This is a genomic window from Leptothrix discophora (assembly GCF_030705305.1).
In the GTDB taxonomy this organism is placed as follows: Bacteria; Pseudomonadota; Gammaproteobacteria; order Burkholderiales; family Burkholderiaceae_C; genus Sphaerotilus; species Sphaerotilus discophorus.
The window spans coordinates 120,157-136,271 of the sequence record NZ_JAUZEE010000001.1; the positions used below are offsets into that span (position 1 = coordinate 120,157).

The 16,115-nt window shown below is 73.9% G+C and carries 14 protein-coding genes; 13 read left to right on the forward strand and 1 reads right to left on the reverse strand.

Translation table 11 applies throughout. The features are described from left to right. From Q8X39_RS00520 to yjjJ, 11 genes are all read left to right on the forward strand, one after another. Positions 1–1,143: a c(7)-type cytochrome triheme domain-containing protein gene (locus Q8X39_RS00520; protein ID WP_305747674.1), complete on the forward strand. Its 1,143-nt coding sequence runs from the start codon at positions 1–3 to the stop codon at positions 1,141–1,143. Further along, complete coding sequence (locus Q8X39_RS00525) at positions 1,140–2,060, forward strand: tetratricopeptide repeat protein (RefSeq protein WP_305747675.1); 921 nt, start codon at positions 1,140–1,142, stop codon at positions 2,058–2,060. Before Q8X39_RS00520 ends, Q8X39_RS00525 begins: the two co-directional genes overlap by 4 nt. Next, positions 2,057–3,037, forward strand: a complete 981-nt coding sequence (locus Q8X39_RS00530) for a coiled-coil domain-containing protein (protein WP_305747676.1) — start codon at positions 2,057–2,059, stop codon at positions 3,035–3,037. The genes Q8X39_RS00525 and Q8X39_RS00530 overlap by 4 nt, the downstream gene beginning before the upstream one ends. Positions 3,038–3,072: 35 nt before the next feature. Beyond that, positions 3,073–3,669 carry a c(7)-type cytochrome triheme domain-containing protein gene (locus tag Q8X39_RS00535; RefSeq protein WP_407067952.1) on the forward strand — a complete coding sequence of 199 codons (597 nt, stop codon included), beginning with the start codon at positions 3,073–3,075 and terminating at the stop codon, positions 3,667–3,669. Continuing rightward, on the forward strand, positions 3,666–4,040 hold the full coding sequence (locus Q8X39_RS00540; RefSeq protein ID WP_305747678.1) for a c(7)-type cytochrome triheme domain-containing protein: 375 nt from the start codon (positions 3,666–3,668) through the stop codon (positions 4,038–4,040). The genes Q8X39_RS00535 and Q8X39_RS00540 overlap by 4 nt, the downstream gene beginning before the upstream one ends. Next, positions 4,040–5,173, forward strand: coding sequence for an NHL repeat-containing protein (locus tag Q8X39_RS00545; RefSeq protein ID WP_305747679.1), 1,134 nt, complete (start codon positions 4,040–4,042; stop codon positions 5,171–5,173). The genes Q8X39_RS00540 and Q8X39_RS00545 overlap by 1 nt, the downstream gene beginning before the upstream one ends. 17 nt (positions 5,174–5,190) lie before the next feature. Then, positions 5,191–6,324, forward strand: a complete 1,134-nt coding sequence (locus Q8X39_RS00550; RefSeq protein WP_305747680.1) for an NHL repeat-containing protein — start codon at positions 5,191–5,193, stop codon at positions 6,322–6,324. Next, positions 6,321–8,927: a cytochrome c3 family protein gene (locus tag Q8X39_RS00555; protein ID WP_305747681.1), complete on the forward strand. Its 2,607-nt coding sequence runs from the start codon at positions 6,321–6,323 to the stop codon at positions 8,925–8,927. The genes Q8X39_RS00550 and Q8X39_RS00555 overlap by 4 nt, the downstream gene beginning before the upstream one ends. Next, on the forward strand, positions 8,924–9,991 hold the full coding sequence (locus Q8X39_RS00560; RefSeq protein WP_305747682.1) for a cytochrome c biogenesis protein ResB: 1,068 nt from the start codon (positions 8,924–8,926) through the stop codon (positions 9,989–9,991). Before Q8X39_RS00555 ends, Q8X39_RS00560 begins: the two co-directional genes overlap by 4 nt. Continuing rightward, complete coding sequence (locus tag Q8X39_RS00565; protein ID WP_305747683.1) at positions 9,988–10,863, forward strand: cytochrome c biogenesis protein; 876 nt, start codon at positions 9,988–9,990, stop codon at positions 10,861–10,863. The genes Q8X39_RS00560 and Q8X39_RS00565 overlap by 4 nt, the downstream gene beginning before the upstream one ends. A 123-nt stretch (positions 10,864–10,986) precedes the next feature. After that, a complete protein-coding gene (gene yjjJ, locus Q8X39_RS00570; protein WP_305747684.1) occupies positions 10,987–12,375 on the forward strand; it encodes a type II toxin-antitoxin system HipA family toxin YjjJ in 1,389 nt (462 codons plus the stop codon). Positions 12,376–12,468: 93 nt separating this feature from the next. Here yjjJ and Q8X39_RS00575 read toward each other — a convergent pair whose 3' ends face one another. Beyond that, positions 12,469–12,954, reverse strand: coding sequence for a tetratricopeptide repeat protein (locus Q8X39_RS00575; protein WP_305747685.1), 486 nt, complete (start codon positions 12,952–12,954; stop codon positions 12,469–12,471). 61 nt (positions 12,955–13,015) lie between these two features. Here Q8X39_RS00575 and Q8X39_RS00580 point away from each other — a divergent pair, with 61 nt between their 5' ends. Together Q8X39_RS00580 and Q8X39_RS00585 are read left to right on the forward strand one after the other, a co-directional pair. Then, complete coding sequence (locus Q8X39_RS00580; RefSeq protein ID WP_305747686.1) at positions 13,016–14,530, forward strand: HAMP domain-containing protein; 1,515 nt, start codon at positions 13,016–13,018, stop codon at positions 14,528–14,530. Between the two features lie 15 nt (positions 14,531–14,545). Continuing rightward, positions 14,546–16,051, forward strand: a complete 1,506-nt coding sequence (locus Q8X39_RS00585; protein ID WP_305747687.1) for a sigma-54-dependent transcriptional regulator — start codon at positions 14,546–14,548, stop codon at positions 16,049–16,051. Positions 16,052–16,115: the final 64 nt, after the last annotated feature.

Genomic DNA, 16,115 nt, shown 5'->3' on the forward strand with positions numbered 1-16,115 from the left:
ATGCAAGCCCACCTTCCACGCACCCTGACCCGCCTGGCCGGACTGGCCGCTTTCGCCTTGGCAGCGCTGTCCGTCCTGTTCACCGGCCCCGCCCAGGCCCAGGCGCCGGACCGCGCCTACGCCAAGCAGGTCTACGACGGCATCTGCGCCGGCTGCCATGCCAGCGGCGTGCTCAGCGCGCCCAAGTTCGGCCACGCGGCCGACTGGACCCCGCGCGCCAAGGCGGCCGGCGGTCTCGACGGGCTGGTCAGGAGCGCCACCGCCGGCACCGCCAAGGGCATGCCGCCCAAGGGCGGTCGGCCGGACCTGTCGCCCGAGCAGCTCAAGGCCGTCATCGCCTACATGATGAGCGGCGGCAGCCAGCCGGCCGATGCGGCGGCGGCCAAGCCGGCGGCCGCACCGGCTGCGGCAGCGCCGGCCAAGCCGACGGCTGCGGCCAAGGCCGACGTGAAGGCTGACGTGAAGGCCGACGTGAAGGCGCCAACGGTCGCCGTTGCGGCGGCACCGGCCGCAGCCCCGGCACCGGCAGCAGCCGCCGCACCCGTCGCGGTCGCCGCAGCGGAACCGCCCGCCGCACCGCCGGCCAGCCGCGCGGTCGTGCCCACGCCGGCGCCGTCGCGCGAGGTCAATGCCTTCAACCGCCTGCTCAAGCCGGCCGCCAGGCACAACCGGCCGGCGGTGGAGTCGGGCATCCACGACCCGACCAACGACATGACGCTGCAGCTGCAGCCGCCGGCCACCGCCTTCGCCGACCTGCCCAAGAGCCCGGCGGGCAACCACGTCGACTGGGTCAAGGCGCTCGACGGCAAGGCCATCGCGCCGCGCTGGGACCGGCTCGATCCGGCCGCCAACGCGGTCGTGATGGACCTGAACATCGTGCGCGAGGTCAAGGGCTCCATGCCCGACGTGGTCTACCCGCACAAGCAGCACACCGAGTGGCTGGACTGCTCGAACTGCCACCCGGCGATCTTCATGCCGCAGAAGGGCGCCAACCAGATCAGCATGGCGGCCATCCTGCTGGGCCAGAAGTGCGGCGTCTGCCACGGCAAGGTCGCCTTCCCGGTGTCCGAATGCCGGCTCTGCCACTCGAAGAAGAAGGCCGAGCCGGCGCCCGCCAGCGCGGCGGTGGAGCGCAAGCCTTGAACCTGCCGACACGGCCACGCAGGCCCCGCGCCGGCTGGGGCTGGCAGCGCATGGCCGCAGCCTGCCTGCTGGCCGCCTCCGGCGTGCTGCCGGTGCGGGCCGAGGAAGACGCCGCGCTGCGCGCCCAGGTCGAGCAGAAGCTGCGCCTGGCCGGCATGCTGATCGCCGATTCGCCGGCGGCCCAGCGCATCGTCGCCAGCGGCCATGCCGAGGCCCGCGCGCACCTGGAGGAAGGCCGCGCCCACCAGGCCCAGGCCGCCGAGCTGCTGGCACGCGGCGAACTGGCGCAGGCCCGCAAGGCCATCGACGAGGCCTTGCGCCACCTCGGCAGCGCCCGCCGGCTGGTGCCCGACCCGGCCGCACGGCAGGCCCAGCTGCAGCGCCGCCACGGCGAGATGCTGGCCAGCACCGAGCGGCTGATCGAGGCCTGGCGCGGTCGCCAGTCCGAGTTGAGCGCGCAGGACAGCGCCGACCTCGCCAGTGCCACCGGCCTGCTCGACGGCTCGCGCCAGCAGGCCGCCCAGGGCCGGCATGAAGAGGCCATCGCCACGCTGGCGCGGGCCGAGAAGCTGCTGCTGGCCGGCTATTACCGCGGCGTCCAGAACGCCACGCTCGACTACACCCAGCGCGCCGACACGCCCGCCGAGGCCTACACGCTGGCGCTGACCCAGTACCGCGCGCTGGCCGACCTGCTGCCGCTGGCGGTGCGCGACCTCAAGCCCGCACCGGCCACGCTGGCGCTGGTCGAACGTTATGCGGCCGCCGCGTCGGCGCTCGAAGGCCAGGCGGTGCAGCGCCACCATGCCGGCGACCTCGAGCAGGCCACCGCCGACCTGCGCAACGCCGTGCTGCAGGTCCAGCGCGCCCTGTCCACCGCCGGGCTCGCCACGCCTGCGCCCACCGGAAGTTCGCCATGACGGCCCCGAAGTCCATTGCCTTGTCGACCCTCGCGCGGGTCCTGGCGTCGATCCTGGCGTCGATCCTTGCGTTTGCCTGGCCGGCACAGGCTCAGACCGTGAGCCCGCCGCCGCCGGCCTCCGCGCCACCGCCGCCCCGCTCGGCCCAGCCGCTCGATCCGGCCATGCTGGCGCGCCGGCTGCAGTCCATCGGCATCCTGATCGAGCGCTCGTCGGCGGCCCAGCAGATCGAGCGCAGCGGCGAGGCGACCGCGCGCGAGCGGCGCGACAACGCCCGGCTGATCCACCGCGAGGCCGGGCAGGCGCTGGACGCCGGCGAGGCCGAGCGCGCCGCCCGGCTGCTCGACGAGGCGGCCCGCGAGATGATGGCCGGCGTGCGCCTGGCCAAGCCCGAGCAGGTGGCCGGCGAGAAGGCCCGGCGCGACTTCGAGGCCCGGCTCGACAGCACCCGCGCCTTGCTCGCCGCGCAGCAGCGCATCACCGACGAGAAGGCCGCCAGCGCGCCGTCCGCATCGAGCCGGCCGGTCACCCGCGAAGCCCGCGACGCGACCCGCGAGATCGAGCGCCGGCTGGCCGAGGCGCAGGCGCTGGCCCGCCAGGGCCGCATCGACGAGGCCCGCCCGCTGCTGGACCGCGCCTACCTGACCGCGCGGGTCTCGATCGAGTCGCTGCGGCGCGGTGACACGCTGGTGCGCTCGCTGAACTTCGCCACGCCACGCGAGGAATACGACTACGAGATCGACCGCAACGACACCCACCGGATGCTGATCACCGTGCTGCTGGCCGACCGCAAGGATGCCCAGGGCGCGATGCCGGCGGGCATGCAGCCCTTCGTCGACAGGGCCGCCGCGCTGCGCACCGAGGCCGAGGCCCAGGCCAGGGCCGGCGATCACCTGGCGGCGATCCGCACGCTGGAGAACGCCACCCGCGAACTGGTGCGCGCCATCCGCGCCGGCGGCGTCTATATCCCTGGATAAGCCCCCGCATGGCACCAATGTGGCTTTCCTGCGCTGTGGCCTTGGCCCTGTGCCTCGGGCTGTTGCCGACACACGCCCAGACCCCCGCCGTGCGGGCGGCGGCGGTGGCGGCGTCGGCGCCCCGGGCGGCGTCGCCGTGGACGGCGCTGGCCGATGACGGGCTGCACGATCCGCGCAACCCGGCCATCGGCCTGCTGCAGCAGCCGGGCGAGGCACTCGCCGGCCTGCCGCGCGACACCGCCGGCAACCAGGTGCGCTGGGTCCAGGCGCTGGACCAGGGCGTGATCCAGCCGCGTGCCAACCTGAGCGCGGCCACGCCGGTGCGGGTGCGCGACCAGGACATCATCATTTCCAAGTACGGCTCGATGCCGGCGGTGCTGTTCCCGCATCGCCAGCACACGCTGTGGCTGGACTGCGCCAACTGCCACAACGGCCTGTTCAAGGACCAGGCCGGTGCCAACCGCTTCAGCATGCAGCGCATCCTCGACGGCGAGCAGTGCGGCGTCTGCCACGGTGCCGTGTCCTTCCCGCTGACCGAGTGCAACCGCTGCCACAGCGTGCCCAACGCGAGCCTGCGCGGCCGGCCCGATGTCGGCCCGGTGCGGCCGGTGGCGGAGGGCGGCCAGCGATGAGGCGCGCTGCCGTCCTCCTGCTCGCGCTGCTGCTGGCCGGCCTGGCGCCGCTCGCGCAGGCCGAGTACGGCGACGTCGTCATCAACCAGCGATCGGATGCCGAGGGCGTGCGTCCTGTCGTCTTCCCGCACTGGTTCCACCGCATCCGCTTCCGCTGCAAGGTCTGCCACCAGGAACTCGGCTTCGAGATGCGGGCCGGTGCCAACCGCGTGCGCATGAACGACATCGTCGACGGCCAGTTCTGCGGTGCTTGCCACAACAACGTGGTGGCCTGGGGCCCCGACCGCTGCGACCTCTGCCACTCGGGCCTGAAGGGCCTTTCCAGCGGCATCCAGGGCGGCGCGCAGACTTCGGGGCCCGGGAGATGGTGATGACGACGCTGCAAGGCCCCGCACGACCCGCGCCGATCGGCCGCCGCGCCCTGCTGGCCGCACTGGCCGCACTGGCCGATCTGACCGCACTGGCCGATCTGGCCGCACTCACCGCCGGCCTCGCGGCGGCGGGCTGTTCCGGCCCGCCGACCCGTCCCGACGACGCGCTGCCGCCGGCCGCGCCGGGACCGGCCGTGGTGCGGCACTGGCGCACGGTCAGCAGCGGGCAGGTCGGCGTGCCGGGCGGTCCGGCCGGGCTGCCGACCTTGCCGGGCGGGGCGGGCCTGCCCGGCCTGCCCGCACTGCCCGCACTGCCCGCACCGCCCGCACCGCCCGCACCGCCCGCACCGTTGGGCGGCGCGCCGGTCCGGCTGGTCGGCCCGGTCGCGCTGGCGCTGCGCGCGGGCGAGCTGCTGGTGGCCGATGCCGGGCTGGGGCGGCTGGTGCGCATCCCGCCCGACCTGCCGACCTGGACCGTGCTGCCGCCCATCGCCGGGCTGGCGATCTCGCCGCGCACCGTGCTGGCGCTGGGGCCGGACCGCACGCTGTGGGCGCTCGACGGCCCGGGCCGGCAGCTGCTCAACCTGGGCCTGGGCGGCCAGCTGTTGCGGCGCGTGTCGCTGTCGGCCTGGGCTTCGCCATCCGGCTTCGCGCTGGCGGGCCTCGGCCTGCGCATCGTCGTGGCCGACGACAGCACCGGCCGCTGGGCCGAGCTGCGTGGCGCGAGCCTGGCCGAGCCGATGAACGATGCCTCGACAGGGGACGCCGCCGATGCCATCGCGGCCAGCGCTGACCGTGTCTACCTGCTGGAGCGTCGCCGTGCCCGCATCCGCGTCGTCGACCTGGTCGACGGCCGTGCGCACGGCACGCTGGGCGAGGGCGAGCTGATGCAGCCGGTGGCGATCGCCGCCGATGCGCGTGGCCGCGTCGCGGTGATCGACGCGCAGGACCGCAGCGTGCGGCTCTACGTGCCGGGCCAGCCGGCGCTGCACCTGCTGCCGGCCGAGCTGCGGGTGCAGCAGCCCGCCGCGCTGGCGATGGACGATGGCTGGCTGGCGGTGGCCGACCGGGTCGGCGGCGTGGTGCAGCTGTTCCGCATCGGCGAAGGCCGTGCCGCCGGGGGCGCGCGGTGAATCGCTCACGGCATGCGGTGAGCGCCGCCTGGATCAGCCTGCTGGCCTGCTGGCTGGCGCTCCAGCTGACCGGCTGCGCCAGCGAGCCCGTGCGCGGCACCTGGCGTCCGGACATGGACGGCCTGCCCGGTCCGGACGAGGCCGCCGCGCTGGTCTGGCCGGCCCGGCCGGAGCCGGCACGTTATGCCTGGGCCGGGCGCCTGACCGGCGAGCCCGAGCTGCACCGGCCCGAGCCGGCCGGCGGTGCCAGCCTGTGGCGGCGGGTCGGCCGCTGGATCGCCGGGCTGGACGGCGCCGACGAGGCGCCGCTGCAGTTGCAGCGGCCGAGCGCTGTCAGCGGCGATGCACACGGCCGCATCTACGTCAGCGACGCGGCGCGGCGTGCCGTCTTCGTCTTCGACCTGGCCGGCGGCACGCTGGCGCTGTGGGAGCGGGCCGGGCCGGGCCTGAACTGGGTCTCGCCGGTGGGGCTGGCGCCTGGACCGGACGGCACGCTGGACGTGGCCGATGCCGAGCTGGGCTGGGTCGTCCGCCTGGATGCGCGGGGCGAGCCGCGCGGCCAGATCGGCCGCGGCTTGCTTCAGCGCCCGACCGGGCTGGCGCGTGACCCCGCCAGCGGCCGGCTCTACGTCGCCGACACGCGGGCCCACGACATCAAGGTCTTCGATGCGGCCGGCCGGCTCGAACGCACGCTGGGCGGGCCGGGCAGCGCGCCGGGCCGCTTCAACGCGCCGACCCACCTGGCGCTCGCCGACGGCCTGCTCTACGTCACCGACAGCCTGAACGCCCGCGTGCAGGTGCTGCGCGCGGCCGACGGCGCGCCGCTGCGCCAGATCGGCTCGCGCGGCCTGGTGCTGGGCCAGCTGGTGCGGCCCAAGGGCCTCGCGGTCGACGGGGCCGGGCGCATCCACGTGGTCGAGTCCTATCACGACACCGTGCTGGTCTACGACGACCAAGGCCGGTTGCTGCTGCCGATCGGTCCGGCCTCGGCCTCGATGCCGCCGGTGGCCCGCTTCCTGCTGCCCGCGGGCATCTGGGTGGCACCCGACGGCGACGTGTGGGTCGCCGACATGTTCAACGCCCGGCTGGCGCGGCTGCGTCCGGTCGGCCACGGGGCGTCGCCCGACGACGCCGGAGCGACGAGCCGATGAAGGCCCTCGATGTGCTGACCTCGCGCCGCGCCTGGCCGCTGCTGGCGAGCCTGGCCGTGGCGCTGCTGCTGGCGCTGGCCTGGGCCGAGCCGATCCGGGCGCAGCGCGTCTCGGACATCCGCGGCACCCGCCACAACCTGTCGGTGGACGGCCCCGGCACGACCCATGCGGCGGTGGGCGGCACCGACCAGGTCTGCGTCTTCTGCCACACCCCGCACGGCGCCAGCCAGACCGACGAGGGCGGCACCGCGCTGCGCGCCCCGCTGTGGAACCGGCGCGTGCCGGCCGGCACGACCTACACGCCCTACGGCTCCGAATCGCTCGACGCGCAGGCCATCGTCGACGGCTTCAGCGGCCTGCCCGGTGGCAGCAGCAAGCTGTGCCTGTCCTGCCACGACGGCACGCTGGCGCTGGGCAACGTCAACGTGCTGAACGGCCTGGCCGGGGCCTCGATCCCGATGACCGGCACTGGCCCGGGCGGCACCATGCCGGTCGGCGAAGGCACGGCCAGCGGCTTCACCCGCAACCTCGGCACCGACCTGCGCAACGACCACCCGATCTCGCTGACCTTCGACAGCGCGCTGGCCCAGCGCGACGGCGAGCTGCGCGGCGTCGACGCCGCGCAGCGCTGGCCGGCCGGCAGCGGCACGGTCGTCGGCGTGCGGGCGCCCGGCTACAAGCCGCTGGTGCCGCTGCAAGCCACCGGCGTCAACGGTGCCGGCCAGGTCCAGTGCGCCACCTGCCACGACCCGCACATCCGCGAGCTCGATGCCAGCAAGGGCAACCAGAAGTTCCTGCGCGCCCAGCGCTTCCAGGAGGCCGCGCCCTCGGCCGCGCACAGCCCCGCCACCGACATCATCTGCCTGAGCTGCCACGACAAGAACCTGGCCTCGGGCAGCTGGGCGTACTCGGCCCATGCCCGGCCGGACGTCGCCGACGAGACCTACCGCGATGCCGCCGCCGCGCTGCGCGAGTTCCCGGCCGGCCTGCCGGTCTGGAAGGCCGGCTGCCTGAACTGCCACGACACCCACACGGTGCCCGGCGCGCGCCGCCTGACCCGCGAGGGCACCGATGCGCCGCGCCCGGCCGCCAACCCGCTGGCCGCGCGCCAGGGCGGCAACCCGGCGCTGGAGGAAACCTGCTACCCCTGCCACACCAGCGCCGCCCGCTCGGTGCTGACCAGCAACCTCCAGGTGCCCGACATCGAGACCGACTTCGCCTCGGCCGTGCGCATGCCCATCACCAGCGCCGACCAGGGCAACACGCCCGACGAGGTCCACGACATCGGCGGGCGCTTCACCGATCCGGGCGTCGACTGCAGCGGCCCGTCCAACCGCTGTGGCGCGGACTTCATCGAGTCGCGCGCCCGGCTGGCCCGCCGCCATGCCGAATGCACCGACTGCCACAACCCGCACCGCGTCATCAAGGCGCGCCAGTTCACCGGCGGCGCGGGCGGACTGGCCGGCCCGGCCGATGCGGCCGGCACCCACCGGCATGACGAGGCGCCCGGCTACACCCACACCCACATCGCCTCCGGCGTGCTGCGCGGCGCCTGGGGCGTCGAGCCCGTCTATGGCTCGACCAGCTTCCAGCAGCTGCCCAGCGGCTACACCGTCAAGCGTGGCGATCCGGGCAACAGCATCGACACCGCAGCCACCGCCGCCCACGTGACGCGGGAATACCAGGTCTGCCTGAAGTGCCACTCGGACCACGGCTATCCCGACAACAACGCCTACCCGCTGGGCAGCCGGCCGGCGCTGGGCCACACCGGCGGAACCTCGCCGGGCACCAACAACCTGACGGTCTACACCAACCAGGCCAAGGAGTTCCAGGCACCGATCACCCACAAGGGCGACACCACCTCGGCCAACTCCGGCGCGGGCAGCAACTTCGCCACCAACAACCACCGGTCCTGGCATCCGGTGATGGACGGCACCGGCCGCAGCGGCGTCGGCGCCAACGCCTTTCGCGCACCCTGGGGCAATGCCATCGGCACGCAGACCATGTATTGCAGCGACTGCCACGGCAGCAGCACGGCGGCCACCACCGTCGTGCCCAACGGCGGCGAGAACGGCTCGGCCTGGGGGCCGCATGGCTCGGCCAACCCCTTCCTGCTCAAGGGTGCGTGGAACACCAACGTCGGCAGCGGCGGCGCGGCCAATGCGCTGTGCTTCAAGTGCCACAACGAGGCGACCTATGCCAGTGCCAACGGCGGCGGCACCACGGGTTTCTCCAACGGCAACGACGGCAACCTGCATGCCTTCCACACCGACAAGATCGGCCGCATCCGCTGCAACTGGTGCCACACCGCGGTGCCGCACGGCTGGAAGAACAAGGCCTTCCTGGTCAACCTCAACGACGTCGGCCCCGAGGCCGGCCGCGCCGGCAACGAGGAGTGGCGCGAGAACGCGCCCGCACAGGCCTACAACCAGGAGCCGTACTACCTCAATGCCAAGCTCAAGGTGCGCACCTTCGCGACCAGCGGCAACTGGACCGACACCAACTGCGGCTCGGCCGCATCGGCCACCACCTTCGGCACCATCGGCAACAGCGCGCTGTCCGGTCGTGACTGGATGAAGGACGTCTGCAGCAACCCGCCATGACGCCGCACCCCACGACGCCTCGCCCGCCGCCCGCCTGGCTGGCCCACTTCGGCTCTCTGCGCACCGCGCTGGCGGGCATGGCGCTGCTGGCGGTCGCGGTGCTGGTCGGGCGATTCCGCAGCGAGTGGCTGGGCGTCGGCCTGATCGGTGCGCTGCTGTTCCTGGCGCTGAACCTGCTGGTGGCGCTGTGGGCCCATCCGGCGCTGCGGCGGCAGGTGCCGCTGCTGGTCTTCCACCTCGCGCTGCTGGGGCTGGTCGTGGCCTCAGGTCTGGGACGCATGACGGCGCTGGACGGCCGCTTCGAGCTGACCGAGGGCGTGCCCTGGGACGGCACGCTGATGGACGGCGTGGCCGGCCGTTGGCATCCGGACCGGCTGGCGCAGCTGAGCTTCATGCACAGCGGCTTCGAGATCCGCTACGCGCCCGGCCTCAAGCGCGGCCCGACCCGCAACCGCGTCCACTGGACCGATGCCGACGGCCGGCCGCAGGACGAGGTGATCGGCGACCACCACCCGCTGGTGCTGCGCGGCTACCGCATCTACACCAGCCCGAACAAGGGCTACGCACCGCTGATGCGCTGGACGCCCACCGGTGGCGAGGCGGCGGTCGGCGCGCTGCACCTGCCGAGCTTCCCGGCCCAGGCGCTGCGCCAGTCGCTCGACTGGCAGCTGCCGGGCGGCCCGAAGCTGTGGCTGCAGCTGCCGGTCGACCCGGCGCTGATCGACCCCGATGCGGCCGGCCGCTTCCGCCTGCCCGATGACCGCACGCTGGTGCTGCGGCTGGGCGGCAGGGAGGTTGAGGGCGAGGGCGAACAGCGCCTGACCCTCGCGCCGGGCGCCTCGGTCGACCTGCCGGGCGGCCGGCTGGACTACCTGGAACTGCGCACCTGGATGGGCTATCGCGTCAGCTACGACCTGAGCCTGGGCTGGCTGCTGGGCCTGGCGCTGCTGGCGACCGGATCGCTGGGCTGGCACTACGCGAGGCAGTTCTGGGCCGCCTCGCCGAGGCCGGCTGGCGCTCCGCTGGCCTCGACACCCGGGTCCGCTGCGATGGAGGCACGGTGAACGAGGCCGTCATCGCCACGATGCCCGACCAGCCCTGGCTGCATGCGGCACTGCTGCTGTACGCCGCCTCGGCGCTGCCGGCCTTCTGGGCCGTGCTGGCGAGGCGTCGCGCGGGTGGCTCGGCGCATGAGCCTGCGACGAGATCGTCGGCCTGGCCGAAGACGGTGCTGCTGCTGGCTGCGCTGGCCGTCACGCTGCACACGGTCTCGCTGGGGCTGCGCTGGGCGACGCTGGGGCATGGGCCGTTCACGACCATGCACGAGATCCTCAGCAGCAACCTCTGGAGCCTGGCGCTGGTCTATGGCGTGTCGGCCGCCGCCATCCCGGTGCTGCGCCGGCTGTGGCTGGCGGTGCTGCCGGTGCTGGCGGTGCTGGCCGGCTGGATGCTGCTGGCCGATGCCCGACCCGGCCACCTGCCACCGACCTACGAGACCGTGCTGCTCTACCTGCACACGCTGGTCGGCAAGCTGTTCCTGGGCCTGCTGCTGACGGCGCTGGCCTGGTCGGCGGTGCCGCTGCTGCGGACCTCGGCGGCCGGCCGGCGCTGGACCGCCGCGCTGCCCGAGGACCGCCGCTGCGACGCGATGGCGCACCGCTACGCCGCCTTCGCCTTCGTCTTCGAGGGCGCGATGCTGACCGTCGGCGCGGTCTGGGCCCAGGACGCCTGGGGCCGCTACTGGGGCTGGGATCCGCTGGAGACCTGGGCCTTCCTGACCTGGCTGTCGCTGGCCGCGACGCTGCATGCGCGCATCACCTTCGGTCCGTCCCCGGTGCGCTTCGGGCTGTGCCTGGTCGGCGTCTTCGTGCTGGCGTTCCTGACCTTCTTCGGCGTGCCTTTCGTGTCGACGAGCCCGCACCAGGGGGCGATCTGAGTCCTTCGGGTTGTCCTTCAACCTCACCAGAACTCGGATCGGAATTCACTGGATGTGATCACAAGTCATTGTCAAGAATGATAATTTTCTGGATCATCCGGCCGATGAACCTCACCATAATTCATGCGACCGCGCGATCCCGTCCCGCGTGAACGGCTGCTCGCCGCGCTGCGTCGCCTGGGGCCTTGCAGCCCGGTGGCGCTGCAGCAGGCGTTGGACGTGCCGCGCAGCACGCTGCTGCGCCTGCTCGACGAACAGGCCGGCGCGCTGTTGGCCGCCGGTGCCGGGCGGCGGCGGCGCGTGGCCGCCCGGCGTGGCTTGCGCGGCGACGTGGCCGGCATCCCCGTCCACCGGGTCGACGCAGCCGGGCAGGTGCAGTCGGCCGGCACGCTGCACCTGCTGGAGCCGGACGGCTGCTGGTGGCCGCTCGATGCCGGCGTCTGGCCGCTGCCGGACGCCGCGCGCGACGGCTGGTGGACCGGCCTGCCGCTGCCCATCCAGGACCTGCGGCTGCAGGGCTACATGGGGCGGCAGTTCGCGCGTCGACACCACGTCCTGCGGGGCCTGCCGGCCGATCCGCGCGACTGGCGCGACGAGGACCACCTGTGGGCGCTGGCCCAGGCCGGGCAGGACCTGCCCGGCGACCTGATCCTGGGCGAGGCGGCGCTGTCGGGCTGGCTCGCCTCGGCGGGCGATGCGTCGACGCCACCGATCGACGGTGACGAGCCCGGCCCTGCCTATGCCCGCCTGGCCGAGGCCGCGGTTGCCACCGGCATCGCCGGGTCGAGTGCGGCCGGCGAGTTCCCGAAGTTCACCGCCCGGCGCCGGCTGGCCGGGGCGGCGACGCCGGAGGTGATCGTCAAGTTCTCCGGTGCCGACGACGCACCGGCCGTGCGCCGCTGGGCCGACCTGCTGCGCTGCGAGCACCATGCCCTGCGCACGCTGGCCGAGCGATCCGACCTGCCGGTGTCGCGCTCGCGCGTGCGGGTCCATGGCGGGCGGACCTTCCTGGAAAGCGAGCGCTTTGACCGCATCGGCGAACGCGGCCGCAGCCCGGTCGTCAGCCTGGCCAGCCTGGACAGCGAGGCGCTCGGCCTGGCGACCAGCCACTGGCCGGCGCTGGCCCAGGCCCTCGTCCGGCTGGGCTGGTTGACCTCGGACGATGCCCGCCGCGTGACCCGCCTGCACCTCTACGGCCGCCTGATCGCCAACAGCGACATGCACACCGGCAACCTGGCTTTCCAGCCCGAGGGCGGCCGGCTGCGGCTGGCGCCGGTCTACGACATGCTGCCGATGCGCCTGGCGCCGCTGGCCGGTGGCGAGGTGCCGCCGCTGGCCGCACCCGAACTCGCCTTGCCGCGCCCGGACGAGCGCGAGGACTGGGCCGAGGCGGCGCGCTGGGCGCTGTCCTTCTGGCAGACCGTTGCCGACGACGCCCTGCTGGGCGGGCCGCTGCGCGCCTTCGGCGAGGCCCAGGCCCGGCTGCTGCGCACGCGCATCGATCCGGCCTGAACCGCCGGCCCGCATGCCCAGCCTTGGGAAGCCCCGCCACCCCCGTTCCCGTTTCCGGGAAGCCGATTCCCGACAGTGGGGGAGCGTCCAGCCTCAGCGTCCCTGGAGGTAGAGCCCCGCATCGGCGTGGCCCTGTTCGGCGGCCTTGCGGATCCAGCGTTCGGCTTCCTTCGGGTCCTGGACCACGCCGGTGCCGGTCAGGAACAGGATGCCCAGGCTGTACTGCGCGTTGGCATGGCCCTGGCGCGCCGCCTCGAAGTACCACTGCGCGGCCAGCCGGGCCGGGTCGCGGTCGTTGCCTGGATCGGCCAGGCCGTAGGCGTACATGTTGCCGAGGTGGTATTGCGCCTCGGCCAGGCCCTGGCGGGCGGCGCGCTCGAACCAGGTCAGCGCGGTGTCGTTGTTCTCGGCCACGCCGTGGCCGTGGTAGTACAGCTCGCCCAGCCGCAGCTGCGCGACCGCCTGGCCTTGGCGGGCCATCGGCTCCAGCACCTTGACGGCGGTGGCGTAGTCCTTGCGGCGGATGGCTGCCTGGCCGTCTTCCAGCGCATCGGCCCGCACGGGCAGGGCGGTCGTCAACAGGCATGACAACATCACGCCCGCAAGCGTTGCGCGTACCACGGACCGAACGACAGACGTCATGACAGGGCTCCCCGAATCGTCACCAGCCGTTGCAAGCGGTGTACCCGGCCGGCCGCGCGGGCAATCGCTGCGGGCCCAGGCCGCCTGGGCCTTGCTGGCGCTGCTGGCCTGCCTGGCCGGGTCGGCGCTGTTCGTGTCGGTCGAGCGCTCGCAGCTGGATGCGCAGCTGCAGGGCCTGCAGTCGGTCAGCCGGCATGAGCGCACGCTGGCGCTGGCGCTGGCCGCCGTCGAGACGGCCCGGCTCGATGCCAGCGAGGACCTGTCGCAGGTTCATCCCTTGAGCCCGGCCGAGGCCGCCGCGCTGCAGGGCCGCGCACGGGACGCACCGCCGGACCTGGACGTCTACATCGAGAACTGCGAGCGCCTGTTCGAGGACCTCAAGCCCTGGGACGCCGGCTATCCGCTGCTCTACCGCGCGGTCGAGCAGCACTGGCAGGTGCTGCGCACGGCGCCAACCGAAGGCGCGTGGCAGGCCTTGCGCGCCGCGCTGGCCGAGCTGAAGGCCGACCTGACGCGTCGCCATGACCGGCTGGTCGAGCAGCGCGAGGCGCAGGCCCAGGTCTACCAGCGCCAGTTCGATGCGGTCACGACCGAGACCGGCCTGCTGGCCGCCGCCGGGCTGCTGCTGCTGGGCGTGCCGATGCTGCTCTACGCCGGCCGGCTGGCGCGTGACATCGGCCGGCTCGAATCGCATGCCCGCGGCCTCGTGGGCGGTCAGCGCGGCGAGCCGCTGCGGGTGACGCGGCGCGACGAGGTCGGCGCGCTGATGGCGTCGGTCAACCAGCTGGCGGCCGACCTGGCCGCGCGCGAGCAGGCGCTGGCACTGGACCGCGAACGCCGCGCCCACGACGACAAGATGCATGCGCTGGCCGCGCTGGCCAGCGGCATGGCGCACGAGATCAACAACCCGCTGGCGGTGATCGGCGGGCTGGCCGAGCAGCTGGTCGACGAGCCGGTCGCCGACCCGGCCGCCGTGGCCGCCGTGGCCGCCGCGGCCCGCGAGATCGTCGCCCAGACCCGCCGCGCCGCCATCGCCGCGCAGCGCCTGGCCGAGGCCGCCACGCCGCTGCCGGGCGACCTGCGCTGGCTCGACCTGGCCGAGCTGATGGGCCAGGCGGTGCGGCTGGCCGGCCACGACCGGCGGCTGCGCCAGCTGCGCTTCGAGGTCACGGCCGACCCGGCGCTGCCGGCGCTGCACCTGAGCGCGGCCCGGCTCCAGCAGGTGCTGATGCAGCTGCTGCAGGCGGCCGGCGAGGCGCTGGCGTCGCGGCCCGAGGCGGTGCGCGAGCCGCTGCGGATCGCGCTCGCGCCGGCCACCGACGACCCGTCCCAGGTCCTGCTGCGCCTGCCGCTGCCGGGCGTGACCGGGGCGCCCGCACTCGACACCTGCGCGGCGCTGGCCGCAACACTTGGTGGAACTCTTGCGTTTGCTCAAGATGACGCCTGGGTTTCGTGCATTACGCTGCGGCTTCCCGTCGATGGCGTCGTGCCTGAAGGCGCCCCCGCTGAGTGATCCAGGAGTGTGTCCATGCCCGAGCTGCAGGTGCTCGTGGTCGATGACGAGCCCGCCGTGCGCCAGGTCATGGCTGCGGCCATCGCCAAGGCCGGCTACGCGGTCGACAGCGCCGCCAGTGCCCAGGAAGCGCTGACGCGGCTCGACCAGACCCCCTACGACGTCGTGCTGAGCGACGTCTTCATGCCGGTGATGGACGGCATCGAGCTGCTGCGCCGGGCCCGCGAGCGTGGCCATGCGGCGACCTTCATCATGGTGACGGCCTTCAGCTCGGTGGACTCGGCGATCGACGCGATCAAGGCCGGTGCCTGGGACTACATCACCAAGCCGGTCCGGCGCGAGGAGATCGTGCACCGGCTCGAACAGATCGAGGCCGTGCGTGGCCTGCGCGAGGAGAACCGGGCGCTGCGCTCGATGGTGCTGGGCGGCGGTGCGGCCGGCCAGCCCTACACCTTCCAGGCCCCGGCGATGCTGGCCACCGAGCGGCTGATCAGCCGCGTCGCGCCGACCGACTCGACCGTGCTGGTGACCGGCGAGAGCGGCACCGGCAAGGGCGTCACCGCACGCCGGCTGCATCAGCTGTCGGGCCGTCGCGACGGGCCCTTCGTGCCGGTCAACTGCGCGGCCATCCCGGACAACCTGATCGAGAGCGAGCTGTTCGGCCACACCAAGGGCGCCTTCACCAGCGCCGACAAGGCTCGCCGCGGCCTGTTCGTGCAGGCCGACCACGGCACCCTGTTCCTCGACGAGATCGGCGAGCTGCCGCTGGCGCTGCAGACCAAGCTGCTGCACGTGCTGGAGGCCAAGGAGGTGCGCCCGCTGGGCTCCGAGCAGAGCCGCAAGGTCGACGTGCGCATCGTCGCGGCGACCAACCGCGACCTGCCGGCGATGGTGGCGGCCGGCACCTTCCGCGAGGACCTGTTCTTCCGCCTGTCGGTGTTCCAGATCCCGATGCCGCCGCTGCGCGAGCGGCGCGCCGACCTGCCCGCGCTGCTGCGCCACCTGCTGGCCCAGCGCACCCAGCCGTCCGGCGCGACCCAGGTGCTGGGCATCGAGCCGGAGGCCGAGGACCTGCTGCTGGCCTACGCCTGGCCGGGCAACCTGCGCCAGCTGGAGAACGTGCTGCACCGCGCCGCCATCCTGGCCGACGGCGACTGCATCACCGTGGCCGACCTCGCGCCGGAGGTGGTGCGCGGCGCGATGCCGGCCGGCGTCCATGCCGCACCGATCGGCTCGGCCCCGCCGCCGCGCGGTCCCGAGGCTGCGCTGCCGTCGCTTGAGCCACCGCTGGAACCACCGCATGAGGCGACCTTGCGCGAACGTGTGCGGCGCTTCGAGATCGGCCTGATCCGGCGCGCCATCGACGAGGCCGGCGGCGACCGCCGCATCGCCGCGCAGCGCCTGGGCATCGGCCTGTCCAGCCTCTACCGCAAGCTGGAGGAGGACGAGCGGGGCCAGCGCGCCGACCCGGTCGACCGGCTCGACAAGGCCGACGAAGGCCCCGGCGCGGCTCGGGCGTGACCCGCAGCCCGCTGGCACGGGATTCGCACGTCGGCGCCGGATGCCTGCGAACCTGTTGAACCCC

Bases quoted from the DNA above. Each gene is read 5' to 3' on its own strand.
- yjjJ (WP_305747684.1), top strand. From the start codon at position 10,987: ATGCGACCGCGCGATCCCGTCCCGCGTGAACGGCTGCTCGCCGCGCTG.
- Q8X39_RS00580 (WP_305747686.1), top strand. From the start codon at position 13,016: ATGACAGGGCTCCCCGAATCGTCACCAGCCGTTGCAAGCGGTGTACCC.
- Q8X39_RS00540 (WP_305747678.1), top strand. From the start codon at position 3,666: ATGAGGCGCGCTGCCGTCCTCCTGCTCGCGCTGCTGCTGGCCGGCCTG.
- Q8X39_RS00520 (WP_305747674.1), top strand. From the start codon at position 1: ATGCAAGCCCACCTTCCACGCACCCTGACCCGCCTGGCCGGACTGGCC.
- Q8X39_RS00545 (WP_305747679.1), top strand. From the start codon at position 4,040: ATGACGACGCTGCAAGGCCCCGCACGACCCGCGCCGATCGGCCGCCGC.
- Q8X39_RS00530 (WP_305747676.1), top strand. From the start codon at position 2,057: ATGACGGCCCCGAAGTCCATTGCCTTGTCGACCCTCGCGCGGGTCCTG.
- Q8X39_RS00560 (WP_305747682.1), top strand. From the start codon at position 8,924: ATGACGCCGCACCCCACGACGCCTCGCCCGCCGCCCGCCTGGCTGGCC.
- Q8X39_RS00555 (WP_305747681.1), top strand. From the start codon at position 6,321: ATGAAGGCCCTCGATGTGCTGACCTCGCGCCGCGCCTGGCCGCTGCTG.
- Q8X39_RS00585 (WP_305747687.1), top strand. From the start codon at position 14,546: ATGCCCGAGCTGCAGGTGCTCGTGGTCGATGACGAGCCCGCCGTGCGC.